Here is a 22,304-nt window from a genome sequence, read left to right as displayed (position 1 = left end):
TGCAACAACGGGGCTTTTTTATTTCAGTTTACTTACGCGCGGCGTTAAATATTTTTCATCTGCTGCATCCAAAAGTATCTCCTCTTACGTATATCCGAATGTGAGGCAAAACTTCACTTCTTTTATCTTTGAGGAAATGATCATGAAAAAGCTCATCTACACCGCATTATGTGCATCAGTCCTGTTCAGCGGCGCATCCGCGGCCGCCATGATGTCCGATCAGGTCATGGTAGGCGGGGCCGCCATGTATCCGAGCAAAAATATCATTGAGAACGCCCTTAATTCCAAAGACCATTCAACGCTGGTGGCGGCGGTCAAGGCCGCTGGGCTGGTGGATACTCTACAAGGGAAAGGTCCCTTCACCGTGTTCGCGCCAACCAACGCCGCTTTCGCAAAATTACCCGCCGGCACCGTCGATAATTTGCTGAAACCTGAAAATAAGGCCGTGTTGACCAGCGTACTGACTTACCACGTAGTCGCTGGCAGATACGACATGAAACAGCTGGAAAAGAAAATCCACGAGGGGAACGGTTCGGCGGAACTGAAAACGGTGAATGGGCAATCTCTGTGGATCATGAATAATGGGCCACATAATATCCAGCTCAAAGATGGAAAGGGCAACGTCGCTAATATCAGTACTTATGATGTGTACCAGAAGAATGGTGTGATTGATGTTATTGATACTGTCCTGATGCCTAAATAAATTGTGGCTATACTTGGTGCGGTTGGTCTGAACAACCGCACCTTCATCAGGATAAGACATGACGACATCGGCATCGGAACAGGAACGAGATAAGGCGTTGATGAAGGCCATAAGTCGTGGCGATCGTCAGGCTTTTGAGCAGCTCTATCGTCAGACGTCGCCGCGCTTATTTGCGGTAGCCTTGTGCATGCTCAGGCGGCAATCCTGGGCGGAAGAAGTCCTGCATGAGAGCTTTATCAGTGCCTGGAGTAAGGCCGCCAGTTACGATCCCTCACTCAGTTCTCCTTTAACCTGGCTCACCCATATTGTGCGTAACCGCGCCATTGACTGGTTGCGCAGCACGGGTGGCAAGCTCGCAGCGCAAGAGGACGAGTTTGTTGAAACGGACAGCACAAGTTTTGCTGAACCTGGTGAAGCGCTGCAACGTACCCAGGAAGGAAAAAAGCTGGCCAGGTGTTTAGATCACTTGCCTGCCGATCAACGGCAAAGCATTGTACTGGCCTATTATCAGGGGATGTCGCACGGCGAGGTGTCTGATTATCTCCAGCAACCGCTTGGCACCATCAAAAGTTGGATTCGCCGAGCGCTCGAACATTTGAAAGAGTGCGTGGGATTATGAAAGACAGGGGGGAGTACGACTCAGCTTTGGCCGCGGAATATGCGCTGGGAACCCTGCGGGGACCGGCGAGATTCAGGCTGGAACAGCGGATCCGCCGAGAGCCTGCGTTGGCGGAACAAGTTGCCCATTGGCAGAGATTATTGGCCCCTTTGGATGATGCTCTGGCACCGGTAGCTCCTCCTGGCAGGGTGTGGAAAAAAATACAGCTTAACCTGCCGCCAAGGGCGCGTCAGCCTCGCTGGCGTTGGGACTCTTTGGTCTGGGCATTGGCGGCCTGCTTATTCGCAGTGGTACTGATCCCTCGTATTATTGAGCAGCCTCAGGGGTTCACCCCTACGGCGGTGCTTAACGGTAGCCCAAACAGCAGTGGACAATGGATAGTGAGCCTGGATAGGGAGGCGCGGAATCTGCAACTGACGCCGGTTAACCTCAAACCTGTGGCGGCGGTAAACAGCCTGCAGTTATGGGCTATCCCCAGCGGAGAAAAACCGCTATCGCTGGGGCTGGTTACAGCACAACACCTCACCAGAGTCTCGTTGGGGAACCTAAAATGGGCAGCGGATATGACTATCGCTATCAGTCTGGAACCTGCAGGCGGCTCACCAACCGGACAGCCTACGGGGCCCGTCCTCTACAGTGGCCAATTGGCATCGCGTTAAAAGCCAATAACTGCGCTATCTAACGGTTTGCTGTGTTCAGCGGCGTGCATGGCCAGGTAGGTTTTAAGGTTGTTATCGCTAACCCCTAACATATCCAGGATCTCCGCCATAAAACTGACCGGTGCGCTACCGGGGGCGGTTACCACGCGCTGGTCGGCTACGGCGTAGGGCACATCCTGATAATATTCAGCTCCACCGTAGTTAAGCTGCGATAAATTCTCAGCCGAATTGGAGGTGTGGCGAAGATGATCAAGTATGCCCGCCTGCGCCAAAACGCGGGTTCCATCGCAAATGCCGGCGACGACGATGTTTTTGCTGTGGGCCTCCGCTACCATCCCAGCGATATCTGGGGCCTGATCGGTTCGCCATACCGTGCCTCCGCATAGGATCAACAGATCTGTCTCGCTCAGTTGGATAGCCTCGAGCGCCATATTGGGGGTCACGTGCATGCCGCCGGAGGAAATGACAGGGGTGCCATTGGGGGAGGCAAAGAGAGTATCGAAACCGTAATAGCCGCGGCAAGTAGAGTTGATCAGGGCAGTTTCCCAATCAGAGAAATTATCGGTAAGAATGGTCACAATGCGCGTCATTGGCGGCGATTTCCTTGTGTGGCTGATAAAGGGCAGGAAGGTTTCGTCCTGCAGGCATGGCGAGTGTAATGGCAGCCACTGTCAGTTTCTGGCAGCAGGACGCAGGGCTTGATACTTTTGGCTTTTCGGACGCATAAAAAAATCCCGCGCAGCGGCGGGATTAAGGGATGATAGCGACAAACTGGATGTTGTTCTGGTTATGTGATGGTGTGTGTCTCCAGATGGCGACAGTAGCGCACCTGAATTTCAGCGACAAGCAGAAAATCTGTAATGATGCAGGTATCAGAATATCCTCAGAAAAAACGCTGGGTATCGGTTCGATGATAAAGCCAGCCGGAGGGGATAGGGTGAGGCTGTGGCTAATAGGCGATTGTTGAACCACTTCCTTGTGTGAGGGCGTCCTAACGTCGTTTCCGCTTGGCGTTGAAAGTACTTATTCGTCTTTGTCGCAAATACATGACAAAGGAAAATACGACAACTGCGATCAAAACGACGATGATTGCGAAGGGAAGTAATTCCATAGCATTCACCTGAGATGGCAATTTGGCTATTCATTAAATAGGAATATTCCTAATTCGCGCAATGGGTAAAAACGTAATTAGGAATTACCTCAGCGGATGATGCTCACTAACCACAAAAATAACGGGGAGCCGAAATTGATTTTTCGCCTGGCAACAGTAACGGATGCTAACCTATTGATTGACATTGATACCTTGGCATCACAGGACTCACGTCGCTATGCTCAGATCGGCGAGTGGTGCGAGGCTGGTGTCTGCCACGTAGCCGAAATTGAGGGCATGGTCGTGGCTTACGGCGTATTGCACTATCACTTTTACGACAGTGGATTTATAGAAATTCTTATGGTTGGTAACCTGATGAGGCGTAAAAAGGTGGGGTTAAAATTTATCGAATATTTTAAATCGATCTGCATGCGTCCAAAACTTTTTACCTCAACCAATAGCTCGAATTTACCGATGATAAAGCTACTGTCGAAGGCCGGATTTATTGAGAGTGGCCGTGTTGATAATCTTGATGAGCAGGATCCTGAAGTGGTTTTCTTTTTACCGGTTAAAAAATCAGCCGGAAAACAGAGTTAACCGGCTGATTTAAAATGAATTTATGTGTAATTATACGGTCTGTTTGTGGAAAAGTTCGCGGAATACCGGGTAAATATCGTCCGGTTCGCGGATATGCTGCATGGCAAAGTTTTCGAATTTTGCCTGCAGGTCCTCGTATTCGCGCCACAGCGTCTGGTGGGCGCGGCGGGTGATTTCAATGTAGCTGTAGTAGCGAACCATCGGCAGCAGCTTTTTCGCCAGCAGTTCGTGGCACAGCGGCGAGTCATCGGCCCAGTTGTCGCCATCCGACGCCTGCGCGGCGTAGATGTTCCATTGCGCCGGATCGTAACGTTCCTCAACCACTTCATTCATCAGTTTTAGCGCGCTGGACACAATGGTGCCGCCAGTCTCCTGCGAGTAGAAGAACTCCTGCTCATCCACTTCCTTCGCTTGGGTATGGTGGCGTATATACACCACCTCGACGTTTTTATAGGTTCGGCTCAGGAACAGATAGAGCAGAATATAGAAACGCTTGGCCATGTCCTTGGTGGCCTGGTCCATGGAGCCGGAAACGTCCATCAGGCAGAACATCACCGCCTGGCTGGAAGGCTCCGGTCGGCGCTCATAGTTCTTATAGCGTAAATCAAAGGTGTCGATAAATGGCACGCTTTCGATTTTCTTTCTCAGTTCGGCAATTTCCTTGCGCAGTCGTTCCTCTTCCAGCAGTTGCACCGGCTCGGTGTTTTCCATCTGGGTGAGTTCGTCTTCCAGCTCATGCAAAGCGCGACGTTTTCCTGCGGTCATGGCAGTACGGCGCGCCAGCGAGTTTTGCAACGAACGCACCACGCTGATATTGGCCGGTACGCCGTTGGCGGTGTAACCGGCCCGATGGGTTTTGTACTCGGTGAGCTGCTTATACTGATTCTTTTTCAGGTTCGGCAGCGCCAGATCTTCAAACAGCAGGTCGAGATATTCGTCCTTGGATATCTGGAAAACAAACTCGTCTTCGCCTTCACCATCCTGGCTGGCATTGCCCTGACCGCCGCCACCGCCGCCGCCACCCTGAGGGCGTTCGACGCGGTCATTTTGCACAAAGTGGTCATTGCCCGGATGAACGCGGTGGCGTGTGCCACCGCGACCCTGATGAAACATAGGTTCGTTGATATCGCCAGCGGGGATCGAGACGGACTCCCCACTGTCTACGTCGGTGACCGAACGCTTGTTGATGGCTTCGGCAATCGACTGTTTGATTTGCGACTTGTAGCGGCGCAAGAAGCGTTGGCGGTTAACCATGCTCTTGTTTTTGCCGTTAAGCCGTCGGTCAATGAAATAGGCCATACTTCCCCCAAACGACGTTGCCAACTTTCTATACTCGTTATACTTGCCGTTGCCTCTGTGTTGGTTGCGTTCACTTACCCGAATCACTTACCAGAGTAAGCTCATCGGGATAAGCGCTCTTGCCGCCTTGATGCAACGCCAATTATTTTGGGTATACGCCATCTCCATGACGCTAATTCTCATTAGACGTTACGAAGACTTTCTGACCCGCAGATACCATTCACACAGCAGACGAACCTGTTTGCGGGTGTAGCCTTTCTCCATCATACGGTCGACGAAGTCGTCGTGTTTTTTCTGCTCATCCGTTGAGGTTTTTGCGTTAAAGGAAATCACCGGCAGTAACTCTTCGGTGTTCGAGAACATTTTCTTCTCGATCACGGTACGCAGCTTCTCATAACTGGTCCAGTTAGGGTTACGGCCACTATTGTTAGCACGGGCGCGCAGTACGAAGTTGACTATTTCGTTGCGGAAATCTTTCGGGTTGCTGATGCCGGCCGGTTTCTCGATTTTCTCCAGTTCAGCGTTCAGGGACTCGCGATCGAACAGCTGGCCGGTGTCCGGATCACGGTACTCTTGATCCTGGATCCAGAAGTCTGCATAGGTCACGTAGCGGTCAAAAATGTTCTGACCGTATTCCGAGTAAGATTCCAGATAAGCCGTCTGGATCTCTTTGCCGATAAATTCGGCGTATTTCGGGATCAGATAGCCTTTCAGGTGCTCCAGGTATTTCTCTGCCAGATCTTGCGGGAATTGCTCACGTTCGATCTGTTGCTCCAACACATAGAACAGGTGAACCGGGTTAGCGGCGACCTCTGCGTGATCAAAGTTGAACACCCGCGACAGAATTTTAAATGCGAAGCGGGTGGACAGGCCGTTCATGCCTTCATCGACCCCGGCGTAGTCGCGGTATTCCTGGTACGACTTGGCTTTCGGATCGGTATCCTTCAGGCTTTCGCCGTCATAGACGCGCATCTTCGAGTAGATGCTGGAGTTTTCCGGTTCTTTCATGCGTGAGAGCACGGTAAAGCGCGCCAAGGTTTCCAGCGTGCCAGGGGCGCAGGGCGCATGGGTCAGTTCGCTGTGATCCAGGAGTTTGTCGTAGATTTTGATCTCTTCCGAGACTCGCAGGCAGTAAGGCACCTTGACGATGTAAACGCGGTCGAGGAAGGCCTCGTTGTTTTTGTTGTTACGGAAGGTCACCCATTCGGATTCGTTGGAGTGCGCCAGAATAATGCCGCTGAACGGCAGGGCAGAGATCCCTTCGGTACCGTTGTAGTTACCTTCCTGGGTGGCGGTCAGCAGAGGATGCAGCACCTTGATCGGCGCTTTGAACATCTCCACGAACTCCATAATCCCCTGGTTGGCACGGCACAGGGCGCCGGAATAACCATAGGCATCCGGATCGTTTTGCGCGTGGTTTTCCAGTTTGCGAATATCGACCTTGCCGACCAGCGCGGAGATATCCTGGTTGTTCTCGTCACCCGGTTCCGTTTTGGCGATGGCGATCTGTTCCAGGATGGACGGACGCACCTTGACCACTTTGAATTTGGTGATGTCGCCGCCAAATTCATGCAGGCGTTTTGCCGCCCAAGGGGACATGATGGTGCCGAGGTAACGATTCGGGATGTTATATTCTTTTTCCAGAATAGTGGCATCTTCCTGCGGATTAAACAGGCACAGCGGGTGGTCGTTTACCGGGCTGCGTTCGCCGTTGGCGCTCAGGGTATAAATGGGCACGCGTTGCATCAGCGCTTTCAGGCGTTCTGCCAGCGATGATTTACCGCCGCCGACGGGGCCCAACAGATAAAGAATTTGTTTCTTCTCTTCGAGGCCCTGAGCGGCATGTTTCAGGTAAGAGACTATCTGTTCGATAGCTTCTTCCATACCGTAGAACTCTTCGAATGCAGGATAGCGTGCGATCACGCGGTTGGAGAACAGGCGAGACATACGCGACTCAAGCGCGGTATCCACCATAACTGGTTCACCGATAGCCATGAGTAGACGTTCTGCCGCATTGGCATATGCACTGCGATCTTGCCGGCAGATGGTAAGAAATTCCTGCAGTGTGAACTCTTCGTCCTTGGCAGCTTCGTAGCGCTGGCGATAGTGGTCAAATATGTTCATGGCGATGCCCGTCCTTTCGTTATTAGCACAGGTTAAAGGGAGCTGATGATTGTGTTTTGGCCCCCGAAAGAAGAAGTTATCCTTGAGTACAGCAACCCGTATGCCAACTTGGTGCGCTTATTATCGCGAGTTGCGCTGTATTGCCACTGGGCTCAGGATTCATTCACCTTCTGATTTAAGCTTAGTTTGCATACCAGAAAATTTCCTGCGTGGTAAAAAGCTTTTTTTAAGTCATATCAATGACTCAGTTATGACAGGGATAGCCAAATGCCTTGTCTGGCGCGGCCTGCGGCAAAAAACGTCACTGTTCCGCCATGATTAATTCATATTTCTATTCTAAGTTATTCGATCTTGGTTGTTTTCTATTGTAAAGATTAGGCGCGTAACGACAATTTCACATAAACTAAGCCAGCTATTAACTCTGTTATTTATGGAAAAAGAACCAGTGAAGATTTTTCAACTCAAAACGCTAGCAATTATCGCTTCCGCAATGGTTTGTGCGCAAAGTGCTCAGGCTGGGACCTGGTCACTCGGTGCTTCCGCGCTGGTTAGCCCGGATCCGTATCGTGGCTATCAGGACCGCGTGTATCCGGTACCCGTCATCAACTATGAAGGGGATGACTTCTACTTCCGTACCCTGACCGCCGGTTATTACCTGTGGAAAGATCAGGAAAACCAACTGAGTCTGATGGGTTACTACTCACCGTTGGGCTACCGTCCGGGTGACAGTGACGACGATCGCATGAAGAAGTTGGACAAGCGTCGCGGCACGTTGATGGCCGGTCTGGCTTATACGCATAATGCTGATTGGGGCATCCTGCGTACCACCTTTACCGGTGATACCCTGGATTACAGCAATGGCATGATTGGTGACTTCGCCTATCTGTACAAGTTTGAGCTGGACGCCTTCACCTTGGTGCCGGGTGTGGGTGTGACGTGGAGCAGCAAAAACCAGAACAAATACTACTACGGCGTTAGCGATAACGAATCTCGCCGCAGCGGTCTGGACAGCTACACGCCAAGCGACAGCTGGGCACCTTACGTTGAGCTGAGCGCCAACTACAAGATCAACAAAGACTGGAATGCCTTCTTTATGGGGCGTTACATCAAACTGTCTGATGAAGTGAAAGACAGCCCGATGGTGGATAAATCTTACACCGGGGTGTTAATGACGGGTGTGAGCTACAGCTTCTAAAAAGCGAATGCACAAAAAAAGTGCAATGTAGGCATCATAAAGGGGCGCTGGCGCCCCTTTTGCACATCTGTAGTGCAATGATGCAGGGCAGGCGTTTTCACCGCCCCGCTGCGATCACGCGTTCTTGCGGGTGCGGAAGGTCACTGCCAGCCGTGCCGGTTGTTCCCCTGCTGCGATCAGCGGTTTGCTGACGCGGCCGGTTTCCACGCAAACCATGGTTTTATACCCGTCGTTAGGCATGTCCGCCATGCTGCAAGCAAGCTCTACGCCAGGGTTCCAGGCAATCACATCGCTCATGTGATGGTGATGAACCTCAATGGTGCGTTGGAGCGCCGCATCTTTGATCAGGCTAAAGGCCTCCGGCTGGGTATAAACCCGATCGGTCTGGCCAACGAAGGTCACGTCACCGGTCTGTTTGGCTTCGGCGCCCCCAGCGACTTTATCGATATAGGGCACGCCGAGCCCGGCTACCTTAACCTGTTCAATGTCCCCGATCTGGAAGTAGCTATGCAGCGCCGCAGTGGCCTGATAATCACCGTGGGACTCCAGCTCTATCTCACACTCTTCGCCTAGCTTGAAGCGGGCAATCAGCGTAAAGGCGTGTGGCCACAGGCTACGGGTTTGCTCATTGTCTTTCAGCGTGAAGGTCAGAATGACGCCGTTATCATCTTCATCATGCGCCGTCAGACTCCAGGGCTGATTGCGGGCGAAACCGTGCGAAGGTTTTGCCACCGGACCAAACCAGGGCCAGCAAATGGGGACGCCGCCGCGGATAGCATTGCCTTTTTTAAATGGCGTGTTGTTACTCAGCCAAATGACCGGCTTTTCACCGCTGGGTTGCCAGGCCAACAGATGCGCGCCTTGCAGCGTGATAGCCGCACGCACTTTCGGGTGGGAAACCACCACCACAGGCAGTTCGTCGAGTTGCCGTTGGCTGATATAAGGAGAAATTTGCTGAGTAACGGGTAGGGTGAAAATTTTTTCGTTCATCGGTTGGCCTTTTGTTCGCCGTAGAAACAAAAAAAGGGCGACAAAAATGTCGCCCTCATCATCAGCTTTGCATCAATCCATTATTTGGAGATGTGAGCAATCAGATCCAGAACTTTGTTGGAGTAACCAGTTTCGTTATCGTACCAAGAAACCAGTTTCACGAAGGTGTCGCTCAGAGCGATACCGGCTTTGGCATCGAATACGGAAGTCAGAGTTTCGCCGTTGAAATCGGTAGAAACCACTTCGTCTTCGGTGTAGCCCAGCACGCCTTTCAGCTCGCCTTCAGATGCAGCTTTGATAGCAGCACAGATTTCTTTGTAAGAAGCTGGTTTTGCCAGACGAGCAGTCAGGTCAACCACAGAAACGTTCGGGGTAGGAACGCGGAACGCCATACCGGTCAGTTTGCCGTTCAGTTCTGGGATAACTTTACCTACTGCTTTAGCAGCACCGGTAGAAGAAGGGATGATGTTTTGAGATGCGCCGCGGCCGCCGCGCCAGTCTTTGTGAGACGGGCCATCAACGGTTTTCTGAGTTGCGGTAGTTGCATGCACGGTGGTCATCAGCGCTTCAACGATGCCGAACTTGTCGTTGATAACTTTAGCCAGTGGTGCCAGGCAGTTGGTGGTACAAGAAGCGTTAGAAACGATTTCCTGACCAGCGTAAGATTTGTGGTTCACACCCATAACGAACATTGGGGTGTCGTCTTTGGATGGGCCAGTCAGAACAACTTTCTTAGCGCCTGCAGCGATGTGTTTACGTGCAGTTTCGTCAGTCAGGAACAGGCCAGTTGCTTCTGCAACGACGTCAACATTGACTTCGTTCCACTTCAGGTTAGCCGGATCTCTTTCTGAGGTACAACGGATGGTTTTGCCGTTAACAACCAGGTGGCCGTCTTTAACTTCTACAGTGCCGTTGAAGCGGCCGTGAGTAGAGTCATATTTCAGCATGTAAGCCATGTACTCTGCGTCTAACAGGTCGTTGATTGCAACGATTTCGATGTCAGAACGTTCTTGAGCAGCACGAAAAACAATGCGACCGATACGGCCAAAACCGTTGATACCTACTTTGATAGTCATATATTCCACCAGCTATTTGTTAGTGAATAAAAGGTTGCCTGTAAAATTACAAAAACCTTACCAAGCGTCAAGCGGAATCGTGTCAATACTTGCTGCAAATCAAACCTCGCAGCCTGGTTTGAGCGCTTATTGCACGTTCCGTTTGCGTTCGGCCTCATCCGTAATATGGGGTCAAACCGCCAAGTATAAAGTCAGTCCATATAAGATATGTGATCGGTATCACATATTGCCGCGACGTGACCTTTATGGGCTACAGTTTAGGCCAAAAAGCGCTGCAGTGTTGTTAATTTTTTGTTATTATTACTCATTGTTTTCGTTGACATTATCCACATTCAGAGAAACGCACAAATGGCTAAAGAGACAACCCCTGACCATCCGGCCACGGAACTGAATGAAATCCAACGTTATGTGACTCAGGAACGTGGTACCGAGGCGCCGTATTCCGGCAAATTGCTGCACAACAAACGCGAGGGCGTGTACCATTGCCTGTGCTGCAACCACCCGCTGTTCTACTCAGACAGCAAGTACGACTCCGGCTGCGGTTGGCCGAGCTTCTATCAGCCGGTATCCGACGATGCTATTCGTTATCTTGATGATAATTCACATAATATGCATCGCGTTGAGATCCGCTGTGGTCACTGTGACGCGCATTTGGGCCACGTATTCCCCGACGGCCCGCAGCCGACCGGCGAGCGTTTTTGCGTTAACTCGGCGTCGCTCAGTTTTACCGACGGTGAGAACGGTGAGAAAACGGCTGGCTAGAGCTAGTGCGTTGTTAGAAAAATCGATTCAGCTAATTATTCTTGCATGAGTAAGGAAAGGCCCTGATGGATGTGAAAGACCTGATTGCCGCCATGACGCCGGAAATCTATCAACGGCTGGTATTAGCCGTTGAGCTGGGCAAGTGGCCGGATGGCGTAGCCCTGACTCCGGAACAGAAAGAAAACAGCCTGCAGGCGGTCATGCTGTGGCAGTCGTTGCACAATGCCGATCCGCAACACATGAGTATCGGCACCGACGGTCAGATTGTGATGAAGAGCAAGCAAGAGCTGAAACAGCAGTTTATCGCTGAACCCTTGGCTAAGCTGAAACCGCAGTAAATCGAATAACGGGGCGATAGTGACATCGCCCCGTGGGTTTAGCCTTTCCCGCCGTTGATCCCCAGCGATTCCGCCAGTTGATGCGCGAGCCGGTTATTGTCGTCTGCGCCATATTCCCAGAACATCGCGCCCCCTAATCCCTTGCTTTTGATGTAATCAGCCTTCAGCTCAACCGAGCGTGGGTTCTCGTACGAAATGGCGAATAAAGGTTTGCCCTCTGCGGATTTCATCGTCAGATAGGGAACCTGGGCATCGCTGTCCCAATGGGCGCTGAAGCGCCGCTGTGGATCGTTTAACAGCTTGCTGACGATATCGTTATATTTGAAGTAGCTGTCTTTGGTCAGGTCCAACCCCAGTGATTTGAAGACGGCGGTTTCACGCGCGGTGAAATAGGGTTGGGTGGCAGGGTTTTTCTCTGCGTCGGCTTTGTCCCAGTCGATGCCGGGCTCAGTGGCGCGTTTGGGTACCCGACCATAAAAACCAATGCCCAGATTTAACTGCGCCGGTTTAAGTCCAGCGGCCAAATAGTTATCCACGACAAAATTGGCGCTGTAGCGATCGGCCGCCGCGACGGTCGGCCACTGTTTGGAATCATACAGATTGGAGTTGAAATACTGAGTGCCGTACGCCATGTCGTAGGTCATCAGGTTGATGTAATCGAGGTAGGGCGCAATACCTTTGACGTCCACCCATTCCTGCGGACTTTTGACGTTGGCACCCACGGCGATGGTCAGCAATTTATTTTTATTCAGGGCGCTATGCAGTTCTTTCAGCAGCACTGTGAAGTTGGCCCGGTCCGCCGGTTGGCTTTCGACCAGCCCCCAGGCGCCGTTAACCGGGTACTCCCAGTCGAGATCGATGCCGTCCAGTTGGTACTGCTTGATGACGTCCAGCACCGAACGGATAAATACGGTCCGGCTCTCTGGCGTTGCCGCCGCACCAGAAAAACCGCGAGCACCCCAACCGCCGACGGACAGCAGCACTTTCAACTCCGGATTCTGTTTACGCAATACCGGCAGCAGCTTCAGATCGGCCATCACTTTAGGTGACAGATAAATCTGGTGCAGGCGAGCCGGGTCTTTTAGCGCCGGATTGGATTCGTCTTTCTCATCGTTGTAGATCAGGCCGAAGGAGTAATTGAGGTGGGTAATTTGCGTGACGTCCAGCTTGTTGATGTCACCGCCTGGACCGGCGGTAACGTCACCCCCGCCGTTGAAATAACCGACGGAAAGGTAAGAGGCGGCATGCGCCATGCCGGCACCAGCCATACCAAACTGCACCGCCACCAGCAAAGGCAGCAGTTTACGGATGAAAACCATGTTATCTCCTTTGGTCGGCAAGGCCGACCCGAAACCGCCTCAGGCGGTAACATAAAGCCGGGCTCAATGGGCCCCGGATGCGTATAACTGATTGATGCCAAGGCATCAGCGGTCATAACAGCAAATGTGCTGCACGCGAACAAGATGTCATCACAGGAGAATGGTCGGAATGTGAGCGATGTCGAGATTTGTCGGTGGGGGAATGGGCGGGTGCCATCAGCACCCGACGCATTATCGTTCGATGAATTGTGACAGGGTAACGAGTTTTGCACCAGCCTGCTGCATGGCCTGAAGGGCTTCCTGACTGTCACCAGCTTGCAAATTAACGCCGCGACAGCCGTCGGTAATTACCGAGGTCTGGTACCCCAGCGCGAGAGCATCCAGGACGCTGAATTTGACGCAGTAGTCGGTTGCCAGCCCCATCACGGCCAAATGACTCACGTCATGAGCTTTCAACCAGCGGTCCAACTCGGTGCGTGAGCGATGCCCGTTGTCGAAGAAGGCGCTGTAGCTGTCGATATCCGTATTTTGACCTTTACGGAATACGGCGACGATATCCCGTTGGTTTAATTGCGGATGAAGCTCGGCACCTGGGCTTTCCTGTACGCAGTGCACCGGCCACCACACCTGCGGCAACCCCTCCAGTTCACCCAGCGTACCCACCTGTGCGTTGGCGTTTACCGCAAAGCTACGGTGATTGGCAGGATGCCAGTCCTGGCTGGCGACCACAGGTTCGCCCCGCGCGTTGCAGGCCTCTATTGCCCGATTGGCTACGGCGATCACAGCATCGCCGTCTGTCACCGCCAGTGCGCCGCCGGGGCAAAAATCGTTTTGCAAATCGATTAGCAGCAGGGCTGTTTTCATCGCGACTCCGTCTTGGGGTTAGGGTTAACCACTGATGCTTAGTTCACCGCGCAAGTCTTGCTGCATCTGGCTGCGGATTTGCTCCGGCGTCAGCGGTTGGCTCAGCAAATAATGCAGCTTGGTCAAGGCGGCTTCCACCGTCATGTCGAAACCGCTGATGACCCCGGCATGGGCCAGCGCGTTACCGGTGGCGTAGCCTTCCATATTCACCCGACCGGATATGCACTGGGTCAGGTTCACGACCACAATGCCGCGTTCGGAAGCGTCGCGCAATTCATCAACCAGCTCCGCTTTTTGCGGTGCGTTGCCCACGCCGTAAGAGCGCAGGATCAATGCTTTCACCGGTTGCAGCAAAAAGTTGCGTACTACCGCGCCGGAGATCCCTGGATAAATCGTCACCACGCCGATCGGCTGCGGGGTAATGTCATGCACTTTCAGCTCACCGTTGCAGACCGGGCTGTCGATACCGTTCTGGCGACGGATATGGATCCCTGCTTCCAGCAGCGGCGGCAGGTTAGGCGAGGCAAAGGCGTCGAAACCGTCAGCGTGCGCCTTGGTGGTACGGTTGCCGCGGAACAGTTTGTTGTTGAAGAACAGACTGACTTCATTCACCGGATGGTTGGCGGCCAGGTACAGCGCGTTCAGCAGGTTGGTTTGACCGTCGGAACGCAGTTCAGCCAGAGGGATTTGCGAACCGGTGACGATCACTGGCTTGGCCAGGTTTTCCAGCATGAACGACAGCGCCGAAGCGGTGAAGGCCATGGTGTCGGTACCGTGCAGGATCACGAAGCCATCATAGAGGTGGTAATTCTTTTTGATGTCGTCGGCGATATGCTGCCAGTCTTCCGGCGTCATATCGGAGGAATCGATCAGCGGCGCATATTCATGAATGGTGAAGTCCGGCATCTCCGGCCGGTGAAACTCAGGCATCAAGGCCAGTTGGCGCTGCAGGTGACCGGACACCGGGATGTAGCCGTGATCGGAGCGTTGCATGCCGATGGTACCGCCGGTATAAGCGACGTAAATCGATTTCTTTTGCATGGTCATTGTTTTAACAGAAATATGATGGGCTGAATTATAGGGGGATAAGCGCAGAAAAAAAGCCCGGCGGCTGCCGGGCTGAGGATTAATTTGTTAGCGGACTTCTCCGCAGGTCAAACAGATGGCATAGCGGTTTTGCGGATCGTTCAGGTTGTTGAACAAACCCGGCTGTTCTTTCACCGCCATGGCTACCGACGCCAGCGGCGCAGGCAGCATTGACTGAATGGCTGCCGGCAGCATGGCGTGAATAGACACGCCAAACTGGCTGAGTACCATGTCGGTCAGGCTTGGCGTATCGACAAACCAGTTAAGCTGCCATTGTTTCAACTGCGCCAGTTCGGCCGCTTTTTTCACCGCGTCGTCAAAATCGCCCAACTGATCGACCAGACCGTTGGTTTTGGCATCGCTGCCCAACCACACGTGCCCCTGAGCAATTTGGTCAACCTGCTGCGGCGTCATTTTGCGGGCCTTGGCGACCAGATCGATAAAGTTTTGATAACCTTTCTCGATGTTCAACTGCATCATCTGCGAGAACTCTGGTGGCAGCGCCTTGGTCACCGCCAGATCCGCCAGCGGCGAGGTGGCCACACCGTCGGTATGCACGCCAATGCTGTCCAGCGTCTGCTCATAGGTGTTGATCACCCCGAAGATGCCGATAGAGCCGGTGAGGGTGCTCGGGCTGGCGATGATGTAGTCCGCCGGCGTAGAGACCCAATAACCGCCCGATGCCGCCATACCGCCCATGGAAACCACCACTGGTTTTCCGGCGGCGCGTACTGCGGCCAGTTCGGAGCGGATCACTTCAGAAGCGCTGACGCTGCCCCCTGGGCTGTTAACCCGGAAGATAACCGCTTTGATCGCCGGATCCAGTCGTGCCTGACGCAGTTCCGCGGCGGTGGTGTCACCCCCAACGGTGCCTGGCGTCTGTGGGCCGTCCATGATCGCGCCGTTGGCGAAGATCACGGCAATTTTGCCTCCCTGATCTGGCGCCGCTTTTGGCTGATAGTCATAGATGCTGGTGGCGTTGAAATCGTTCGCCTGCTTGTCCCAACCGAAAGTCTTGATCAGTTGGTTCTCAATGACGGTGCGGGAAGCCAGCTCATCCACCAGTTTATTGTCCAGCGCGTACTTGGCGGTATCGCCACCGGCGGCCTGCAAGCCGGTCAACACGCCCGCCGCACCGGGGAACAGTTGCTGCGCGGTGATCTGACGGTTGGCGGCTACCGTATCCAGGTAGTTCTGCCACAGCCCGCCAATCCAGCGGCTATCGGCCTCACGGGCGGCCGGTGACATATCGTCACGGATCAGCGGTTCTACCGCAGATTTATAGGTGCCCACGCGGAAGATATTGGTGGTGACCTTGAGTTTCTCCAACAGGGATTTGTAGTAAAGATTGTTGGTGGCGAAACCGTGCAGATCGACGGCGCCCTGTGGCGACAGATAAACCTTGTTGGCGTAGCTGGCCAGATAGTATTGCGTCTGGTTATAGCTGTCGCCAATGGCGAAAATCGGTTTCCCGCTGTCGCGGAATTCCCGCAGCGCCTTGCCGATGTATTGCAGCGAAGGTTGATCGGCGCCGGCAAAATCATTTAACTGCAATACCATACCGGTAATGTTTTTGTCGTCCTTGGCTTTGCGGATGCTGTCAACCACGTCAAACAGGGAGTTTTCCTGCAGACGGTTACTGGACGCACCCAGCAGTTCACGGCCCCATTGGCGCACTTTGTTGTTCATCGAGGGTTGGTCAACGACCACGCCGCTCAAGTCCACCAGTAACGCACCGCGAGTAGGCACGGCAGGGGTGGTTGCGCTCTGGAATGAAAGATAGATGCCAACCCCAACCAGGATCAGCAACACCAGGAACAGATTAAGGATAAGTTCCCTGATAAAGTTCAGCAGACGCCATGTCCACCTGAAAACGCCGGCAATGATTTGCCACAATGTGCGCATGTGCTCTCCAGCAAGAGTCGAGAATGTTCCGCTATCCTAATGAGCGGCCGAGGAAATGTCAGCTTTAAATCGTGTGTCACAGAGGGTATTACCGACGCTGTCACTCGCCGTTTAGCTATGTTAACGTGATCGTAATGAAAATTGTTATCAGGAGTTTACGATGGATGCACTGGATCTTTTACTGAACCGCCGTTCGGCCTCACGCCTCACCGAGCCTGCGCCCACTAATGAGGCTCGTCAAAATATCATCAACGCGGGCCTGCGGGCGCCTGACCACGGCGCATTGCAGCCATGGCGTTTCGTGATGATTGAAAACCAGGGCCTGGAGCGCTTCAGCCAATTGTTACAAGCTGCTGCAAAGCAGGACGAAATGGACGAAGCGGCTATTGAGAAGGCGACAAAAGCGCCGTTCCGTGCACCGCTGATCATCACCGTAGTGGCGCATTGCACCGAAGAAACCAAGGTGCCGCGCTGGGAGCAGGTAGTTTCTGCCGGTTGTGCGGTGCAGGCGATGCAGATGGCCGCGCTGGCGCAAGGCTTCAACGGCATCTGGCGTACCGGGGCCTGGACCGAACATCCTCTGGTTCGCGAAGCCTTTGGCTGCCGTGAGCAGGACGAAATTGTTGGCTTCCTGTATTTGGGGACTCCACAGTTGAAAGCCGCAACCAAAGTTGTCGCACCGGACAGCACGCCGTTCGTCAGCTACTTCTAATAAATTCCGGCGCAGTGTTGCCGCAAAAATGCGTTAAATCCCGCCATTCTGTGTTGTTTCTGAGCAGGCTGTTCGGTTATCGACAGCCCGCTCTTACCATTCCCCTCGGCAAGCGCTACCCTATGATATCTTGAATGCCGTTAACCGAAGGGAGTGGTATATGACATCGCCAGCGATCCGTTTAACCCAGTACAGCCATGGCGCAGGCTGCGGTTGTAAAATCTCACCGAAAGTTCTCGAAACTATTCTGCACAGCGAGCGGGAGAAGTTTGTCGATCCGCGTTTGCTGGTGGGCAATGAAACCCGTGACGATGCTGCGGTGTATGACATCGGCAACGGCGTTGGCATTATCAGCACTACCGATTTCTTTATGCCTATCGTTGATAACCCGTTCGACTTCGGCCGCATCGCGGCAACCAATGCCATCAGCGACGTTTATGCCATGGGCGGTAAACCGATCATGGCGATTGCCATTCTGGGTTGGCCGATAGCCAAGCTGCCGCCGGAAGTCGCGCAACAGGTGATCGACGGCGGGCGCTATGCCTGCCAACAGGCGGGGATCGCGTTGGCCGGCGGCCATTCTATCGATGCGCCTGAGCCGATTTTTGGCCTGGCGGTTACCGGCATCGTCAGCACCGAGCGGGTGAAGAAAAACAGCGCGGCCCAGGCCGGAGCGCGGTTATTCCTGACCAAACCTCTGGGCATTGGCGTGCTGACCACCGCCGAGAAGAAAAGTAAGCTGCGGCCTGAACATGAAGGTCTGGCGACCGAGGTCATGTGCCAACTGAACAAACCGGGCGCGGATTTTGCCGATGTCGAAGGCGTAACGGCGATGACTGACGTGACCGGTTTCGGTCTGCTGGGCCACCTGAGTGAGGTTTGCCAGGGGTCAGGATTACAGGCGACGGTCTGGTTTGAGCAAGTGCCAAAACTGCCGGACATCGAGCGCTATATTGCCGAAGGCTGCGTGCCGGGCGGCACCGGGCGCAACTTTGAAAGTTATGGCCATCTGGTGGGTGAAATGACCAGTCTGCAGCGGCAATTGTTATGCGATCCGCAAACCTCCGGTGGCTTGCTGCTGGCTGTGTTGCCGGAAGCGGAACAGCAGGTTCAGGCGATTGCCGAACGTCACGGCATTCAGCTACAGGCCATCGGTGAACTGCATACGGCCGTTGCGGGCAAGCCGCTGATCGAGGTTGTGTAGTGTCTACTACGCTGGAGCGGGTAGATACCCAGGATTATCGACGTATTTTTTTGCAGGACATCCCGCTGATTGACGTGCGCGCGCCGGTTGAGTTTCAGCAGGGCGCTTTTGCCAATGCGGTAAACCTGCCGTTGATGAACGACGATGAACGGCAGGCTGTTGGCACCTGTTACAAACAGCAGGGGCAGCAGGCGGCGATTGCCCTGGGCCACAGCCTGGTTAACGGCCGATTGCGCGAGCAGCGCACGGCGGCGTGGCTGGCGCAATGCGCGCAATGGCCAGAAGGTTACCTATACTGTTTTCGCGGCGGTTTGCGTTCGCAACTGGTACAGCAATGGCTACGTGAGGCTGGAGTGACCTATCCGCGCATTATTGGCGGCTACAAGGCGCTGCGTCAGTTCTTGCTGACCACGTTGGAACAAAGTGCCGAACTGCCGATGGTGCTGATCGGCGGCAATACCGGCAGCGGCAAAACGGTGTTGGTCAATGAGCTGGCCGAAGGTATCGATCTGGAGGGCGCGGCCCGGCATCGCGGTTCATCTTTTGGCCGAACGCTGGTGGCACAAAGCGGCCAGATTGATTTTGAGAATCGTCTGGCTGTGTTATTGCTGAAAAAACAGCATGGTGGCTGCCGCCGCTGGGTGTTGGAGGATGAAGGGCGCATTATCGGCAGCAACAATCTGCCGTTACCCATCTTCAATCGCATGCAGCAAGCGCCGGTGGCCGTTATCGACGATCCGTTCGAGGTGCGTCTGGCACGGCTGCAGCATGAATATATCGATCGCATGCGCCTGGAGTTTGAACAGGTTCTGGGGGCAGAGCCGGGTTGGCAAAAATACGATGAGTATCTGCACCATGGGCTGTTCGCCATTCGCCGTCGTTTGGGTCTGGAGCGTTTTCAGCAGCTGACGAAGAGCCTGGAATCGGCGTTACAGCGCCAATATGCCAGCGGTAATAGTGACGCGCATCAGGAGTGGCTGGTGCCGTTGTTGCAGCACTACTATGATCCGATGTATCACTATCAATTGGAAAAGAAATCCCAGCGGATCGTATTCCGCGGGAATTATGCTGAAGTAAGAGAATTCCTGATGACGTACAGCCAGAATAACGGTGAATAATGCGACTGTTTATTGCCGAGAAACCGAGTTTGGCGCGCGCCATTGCCGACGTACTTCCCAAACCGCATCGCCGCGGCGACGGATTTATCGCCTGCGGTAACAATGATGTGGTGACCTGGTGTGTGGGCCACTTATTAGAGCAGGCGCAGCCTGATGCCTACGACAGCCGCTATGCGCGCTGGTCGCTGGCGGACTTGCCAATCATCCCAGAGAAGTGGCAGTTGCAGCCGCGCCCGTCGGTGAGCAAGCAGCTTAATGCAATCAAAAAACTGCTGCATGAAGCCGATGAGGTGGTGCACGCAGGTGACCCGGATCGCGAAGGCCAACTGCTGGTGGACGAAGTGCTCGACTATCTGGCGCTGACGCCGGAAAAACGGCACAGCGTACGCCGTTGCCTGATCAACGATCTCAACCCGCAGGCGGTGGAACGTGCCATAGAGCGGCTGCGTGATAACCGCGATTTTATCCCTTTGTGCGTATCTGCCCTGGCGCGTTCCCGCGCTGATTGGTTGTATGGCATCAACATGACCCGTGCCTACACCATTTTGGGGCGCAATGCCGGTTATGACGGCGTGTTGTCCGTTGGACGGGTGCAAACGCCAGTATTGGGGCTGGTGGTACGGCGGGACGAAGATATCGAAAACTTCGTGTCGAAAGACTTTTTCGAAGTGAAAGCGCACATCGTGACGCCGAAAGAGGAGCGATTCGTCGCCCTGTGGCAACCCAGCGACTCCTGCGAACCCTATCAGGATGAGGAAGGGCGTCTGCTGCATCGACCTTTGGCGGAGCACGTGCTTAAGCGCATCGAGGGCCAACCGGCGCTAGTCACCTCCTATAATGATAAACGGGAATCAGATACCGCTCCGCTGCCGTTTTCATTGTCGACCTTGCAAATCGAAGCTTCCAAACGTTTTAACCTGAGTGCCCAGCAGGTGCTGGATGTCTGTCAGCGCCTGTACGAAACCCATAAGTTAATCACTTACCCGCGTTCTGATTGCCGCTACCTTCCGGAAGAGCATTTCGCCGGGCGTCATTCGGTGTTGAACGCCATCAGTGTTCATCAACCGGATCTTTATCCGCAGCCGGTGATCGACAGCGATCGTCGTAACCGTTGCTGGGATGACAATAAGGTGGATGCCCACCACGCTATTATTCCGACAGCCCGTGCCAGCAAGGTCAGCCTGAGTCAGGACGAACTGAACGTTTATGGGCTGGTTGCCCGACAGTACCTGATGCAGTTTTGCCCGGATGCGATGTTCCGCAAATGCGTCATTGAGCTGGATATCGCCGGAGGCAAGTTTATCGCCAAGGCACGCTTTCTGGCTGAAGCAGGGTGGCGCACGCTATTGGGCAGCAAAGAGCGCGATGAAGAAAACGAAGGCGCACCATTACCGGTTGTGGCGAAGGATGACGAACTGCTGTGCGAACGCGGTGAAGTGGTTGAGCGTCAGACGCAGCCGCCGCGTCCGTTCACCGATGCCAGTCTGCTTTCCGCCATGACCGGTATTGCACGTTTTGTTCAGGATAAAGCGCTAAAGAAAATCCTGCGAGCGACCGATGGTTTAGGGACCGAGGCCACGCGCGCAGGCATTATTGAGTTGCTGTTCAAGCGGGCGTTTTTGTATAAGAAAGGGCGTTATATTCATTCCAGCGAAACCGGTCGGGCGTTGATCCATTCGCTGCCGGATATTGCAGCCCGTCCGGATATGACGGCGAACTGGGAGGCTACGCTGACGCAAATCAGTGAGAAATCCTGTCGCTATCAGGACTTTATGCAACCTCTGGTGGGGACTTTGCAGGAGCTGATTTATCAGGCCAAGCAGAGCCGGGCGAGTATGGCGTTTCGCGGGTTGCCGCCGCCACCTTCCTCCGGGGCAAAAAAACGCAAGAAAAGCGCCGGCAAGGCGCGGGAGAAGAGCGAATGAATTACGCCTTACTGATGCTGACCACTGGCGCACTGCTATTTTCGTCGGCAGTCATGGCCAACCGTGGCGATGTGGACGTGGTGGTGCCGGTGTCACCGGAAATTTGGGGTGCGGCGAAAAGCGCGGCGGCTCAACCTGTCGTGCAACCTTGCAGCCGCTGCTGTATTTATCAGGACCAAAACTATTCTGAAGGGGCGGTACTGAAGGTGGAAGGGGAAGTGCTGCAGTGCGTGCGCGATCCCAACGTGGTGGGAACCAATCCGCTGATCTGGATCCGTCTGAAGAAGTGACGCGGTAACGTCAACGGCTCAGGCTTTTGAGGTTAAACTGGCAATATACGCCGTCAGCAGCGGTACGTCGGCCGGAGCCAGCGGATAGTCAAACGCCTGCTCCGGCGTGATCCAAACAAAGTCGGCATGGCAGCGGTTCTGTAATTCGCCACTGAATGCCTCGACACGCCACGCATGTAACCTAATCACCCGCTCAGTTTGCTGCCAAATATTACTGGCGACGTAATTGCCGACGCTGGCCACAATCCCCAACTCTTCGTCCAGTTCACGCGCCAGGGCTTGAGGCTGACTTTCGCCCACTTCAACTTTTCCGCCGGGGAACTCCCACAGGCCGGCTTGATCGCTGTCGGCATCGCGTTGCGCCAGTAAAATTTTGCCATTCTTTTCGATAATGGCGGCGACGACATCGATAATTTTCATCTTTACCAC

Annotated in this window: 23 protein-coding genes; 13 read left to right on the top strand and 10 right to left on the bottom strand. The window is 53.9% G+C overall.

What is annotated here, in order from left to right; translation table 11 throughout:
• Positions 1–142 precede the first annotated feature (142 nt).
• The 3 genes from EBA31_RS14475 to EBA31_RS14465 are packed head-to-tail and all read left to right on the top strand — an operon-like array spanning position 143 to position 1,981.
• Positions 143–703, top strand: coding sequence for a fasciclin domain-containing protein (locus tag EBA31_RS14475; RefSeq protein ID WP_044551784.1), 561 nt, complete (start codon positions 143–145; stop codon positions 701–703).
• 58 nt (positions 704–761) lie between these two features.
• Entirely contained in the window at positions 762–1,322 is a 561-nt protein-coding gene (locus EBA31_RS14470) for an RNA polymerase sigma factor (RefSeq protein ID WP_044551782.1), read from the top strand.
• Complete coding sequence (locus EBA31_RS14465) at positions 1,319–1,981, top strand: anti-sigma factor domain-containing protein (protein WP_122079531.1); 663 nt, start codon at positions 1,319–1,321, stop codon at positions 1,979–1,981. Before EBA31_RS14470 ends, EBA31_RS14465 begins: the two co-directional genes overlap by 4 nt.
• Here EBA31_RS14465 and EBA31_RS14460 read toward each other — a convergent pair.
• Positions 1,978–2,571, bottom strand: a complete 594-nt coding sequence (locus tag EBA31_RS14460) for a type 1 glutamine amidotransferase family protein (protein ID WP_122079530.1) — start codon at positions 2,569–2,571, stop codon at positions 1,978–1,980. The two genes, EBA31_RS14465 and EBA31_RS14460, sit on opposite strands and share 4 nt — an antisense overlap.
• A gap of 617 nt (positions 2,572–3,188) precedes the next feature.
• On the opposite strand from EBA31_RS14460, the gene EBA31_RS14450 reads away from it, so the two are divergent.
• The gene (locus EBA31_RS14450) at positions 3,189–3,668 is read left to right on the top strand and encodes a GNAT family N-acetyltransferase (RefSeq protein WP_238387465.1); all 480 of its coding nucleotides are present in this window, start codon (positions 3,189–3,191) and stop codon (positions 3,666–3,668) included.
• 30 nt (positions 3,669–3,698) lie between these two features.
• Here EBA31_RS14450 and EBA31_RS14445 read toward each other — a convergent pair whose 3' ends face one another.
• Together EBA31_RS14445 and yeaG are read right to left on the bottom strand one after the other, a co-directional pair.
• A complete protein-coding gene (locus tag EBA31_RS14445) occupies positions 3,699–4,967 on the bottom strand; it encodes a YeaH/YhbH family protein (protein WP_020827215.1) in 1,269 nt (422 codons plus the stop codon).
• A gap of 189 nt (positions 4,968–5,156) precedes the next feature.
• Entirely contained in the window at positions 5,157–7,091 is a 1,935-nt protein-coding gene (yeaG, locus tag EBA31_RS14440) for a protein kinase YeaG (RefSeq protein WP_020827214.1), read from the bottom strand.
• Positions 7,092–7,173: 82 nt separating this feature from the next.
• Between yeaG and EBA31_RS27095 the strand changes: the two genes are divergently transcribed.
• A complete protein-coding gene (locus EBA31_RS27095) occupies positions 7,174–7,413 on the top strand; it encodes a hypothetical protein (protein ID WP_128864695.1) in 240 nt (79 codons plus the stop codon).
• Between the two features lie 108 nt (positions 7,414–7,521).
• The gene (locus tag EBA31_RS14435) at positions 7,522–8,286 is read left to right on the top strand and encodes a MipA/OmpV family protein (protein ID WP_020827213.1); all 765 of its coding nucleotides are present in this window, start codon (positions 7,522–7,524) and stop codon (positions 8,284–8,286) included.
• Between the two features lie 114 nt (positions 8,287–8,400).
• Here EBA31_RS14435 and EBA31_RS14430 read toward each other — a convergent pair whose 3' ends face one another.
• Both EBA31_RS14430 and gapA read right to left on the bottom strand, forming a co-directional pair.
• Complete coding sequence (locus EBA31_RS14430; RefSeq protein WP_122079529.1) at positions 8,401–9,276, bottom strand: D-hexose-6-phosphate mutarotase; 876 nt, start codon at positions 9,274–9,276, stop codon at positions 8,401–8,403.
• Positions 9,277–9,356: 80 nt separating this feature from the next.
• The gene (gene gapA, locus EBA31_RS14425; protein ID WP_012145453.1) at positions 9,357–10,352 is read right to left on the bottom strand and encodes a glyceraldehyde-3-phosphate dehydrogenase; all 996 of its coding nucleotides are present in this window, start codon (positions 10,350–10,352) and stop codon (positions 9,357–9,359) included.
• 348 nt (positions 10,353–10,700) lie between these two features.
• Between gapA and msrB the strand changes: the two genes are divergently transcribed.
• Both msrB and EBA31_RS14415 read left to right on the top strand, forming a co-directional pair.
• Positions 10,701–11,114, top strand: coding sequence for a peptide-methionine (R)-S-oxide reductase MsrB (gene msrB, locus EBA31_RS14420; RefSeq protein ID WP_020827211.1), 414 nt, complete (start codon positions 10,701–10,703; stop codon positions 11,112–11,114).
• A 65-nt stretch (positions 11,115–11,179) separates the two neighbouring features.
• Complete coding sequence (locus tag EBA31_RS14415; RefSeq protein ID WP_020827210.1) at positions 11,180–11,452, top strand: YeaC family protein; 273 nt, start codon at positions 11,180–11,182, stop codon at positions 11,450–11,452.
• Between the two features lie 38 nt (positions 11,453–11,490).
• On the opposite strand, the gene EBA31_RS14410 is transcribed toward EBA31_RS14415, so the two are convergent.
• The 4 genes from EBA31_RS14410 to sppA form a co-directional block, all read right to left on the bottom strand.
• On the bottom strand, positions 11,491–12,771 hold the full coding sequence (locus EBA31_RS14410) for a glycoside hydrolase family 18 protein (RefSeq protein WP_122079528.1): 1,281 nt from the start codon (positions 12,769–12,771) through the stop codon (positions 11,491–11,493).
• A gap of 231 nt (positions 12,772–13,002) precedes the next feature.
• A complete protein-coding gene (pncA, locus tag EBA31_RS14405) occupies positions 13,003–13,635 on the bottom strand; it encodes a bifunctional nicotinamidase/pyrazinamidase (RefSeq protein WP_122079527.1) in 633 nt (210 codons plus the stop codon).
• A 24-nt stretch (positions 13,636–13,659) separates the two neighbouring features.
• On the bottom strand, positions 13,660–14,676 hold the full coding sequence (gene ansA, locus EBA31_RS14400) for an asparaginase (RefSeq protein ID WP_041415430.1): 1,017 nt from the start codon (positions 14,674–14,676) through the stop codon (positions 13,660–13,662).
• A 93-nt stretch (positions 14,677–14,769) separates the two neighbouring features.
• Positions 14,770–16,626, bottom strand: a complete 1,857-nt coding sequence (sppA, locus tag EBA31_RS14395; protein ID WP_020827206.1) for a signal peptide peptidase SppA — start codon at positions 16,624–16,626, stop codon at positions 14,770–14,772.
• Positions 16,627–16,786: 160 nt separating this feature from the next.
• Between sppA and EBA31_RS14390 the strand changes: the two genes are divergently transcribed.
• The 5 genes from EBA31_RS14390 to EBA31_RS14370 all read left to right on the top strand — a co-directional run bounded on the left by EBA31_RS14390 (position 16,787) and on the right by EBA31_RS14370 (position 21,875).
• Positions 16,787–17,338 (top strand): NAD(P)H nitroreductase, encoded by a 552-nt coding sequence (locus EBA31_RS14390; RefSeq protein WP_122079526.1) that lies wholly within the window; start codon positions 16,787–16,789, stop codon positions 17,336–17,338.
• A 160-nt stretch (positions 17,339–17,498) separates the two neighbouring features.
• Positions 17,499–18,542: a selenide, water dikinase SelD gene (gene selD, locus EBA31_RS14385; RefSeq protein WP_122079525.1), complete on the top strand. Its 1,044-nt coding sequence runs from the start codon at positions 17,499–17,501 to the stop codon at positions 18,540–18,542.
• Entirely contained in the window at positions 18,542–19,660 is a 1,119-nt protein-coding gene (gene mnmH / locus EBA31_RS14380) for a tRNA 2-selenouridine(34) synthase MnmH (RefSeq protein WP_122079524.1), read from the top strand. The genes selD and mnmH overlap by 1 nt, the downstream gene beginning before the upstream one ends.
• Positions 19,660–21,585 carry a DNA topoisomerase III gene (locus tag EBA31_RS14375; protein WP_162302892.1) on the top strand — a complete coding sequence of 642 codons (1,926 nt, stop codon included), beginning with the start codon at positions 19,660–19,662 and terminating at the stop codon, positions 21,583–21,585. The genes mnmH and EBA31_RS14375 overlap by 1 nt, the downstream gene beginning before the upstream one ends.
• Positions 21,582–21,875, top strand: a complete 294-nt coding sequence (locus EBA31_RS14370) for a DUF1496 domain-containing protein (RefSeq protein WP_020827201.1) — start codon at positions 21,582–21,584, stop codon at positions 21,873–21,875. Before EBA31_RS14375 ends, EBA31_RS14370 begins: the two co-directional genes overlap by 4 nt.
• Before the next feature lie 18 nt (positions 21,876–21,893).
• Here EBA31_RS14370 and EBA31_RS14365 read toward each other — a convergent pair whose 3' ends face one another.
• Positions 21,894–22,295, bottom strand: coding sequence for a pyrimidine (deoxy)nucleoside triphosphate diphosphatase (locus EBA31_RS14365; RefSeq protein ID WP_122079522.1), 402 nt, complete (start codon positions 22,293–22,295; stop codon positions 21,894–21,896).
• Positions 22,296–22,304: the final 9 nt, after the last annotated feature.

The organism is Serratia sp. P2ACOL2 (assembly GCF_003691565.1).
Taxonomy (GTDB): domain Bacteria; phylum Pseudomonadota; class Gammaproteobacteria; order Enterobacterales; family Enterobacteriaceae; genus Serratia; species Serratia liquefaciens.
The sequence above is the reverse complement of the archived record's forward strand: the minus strand, read 5'-3'. Positions and strand labels throughout refer to the sequence as shown.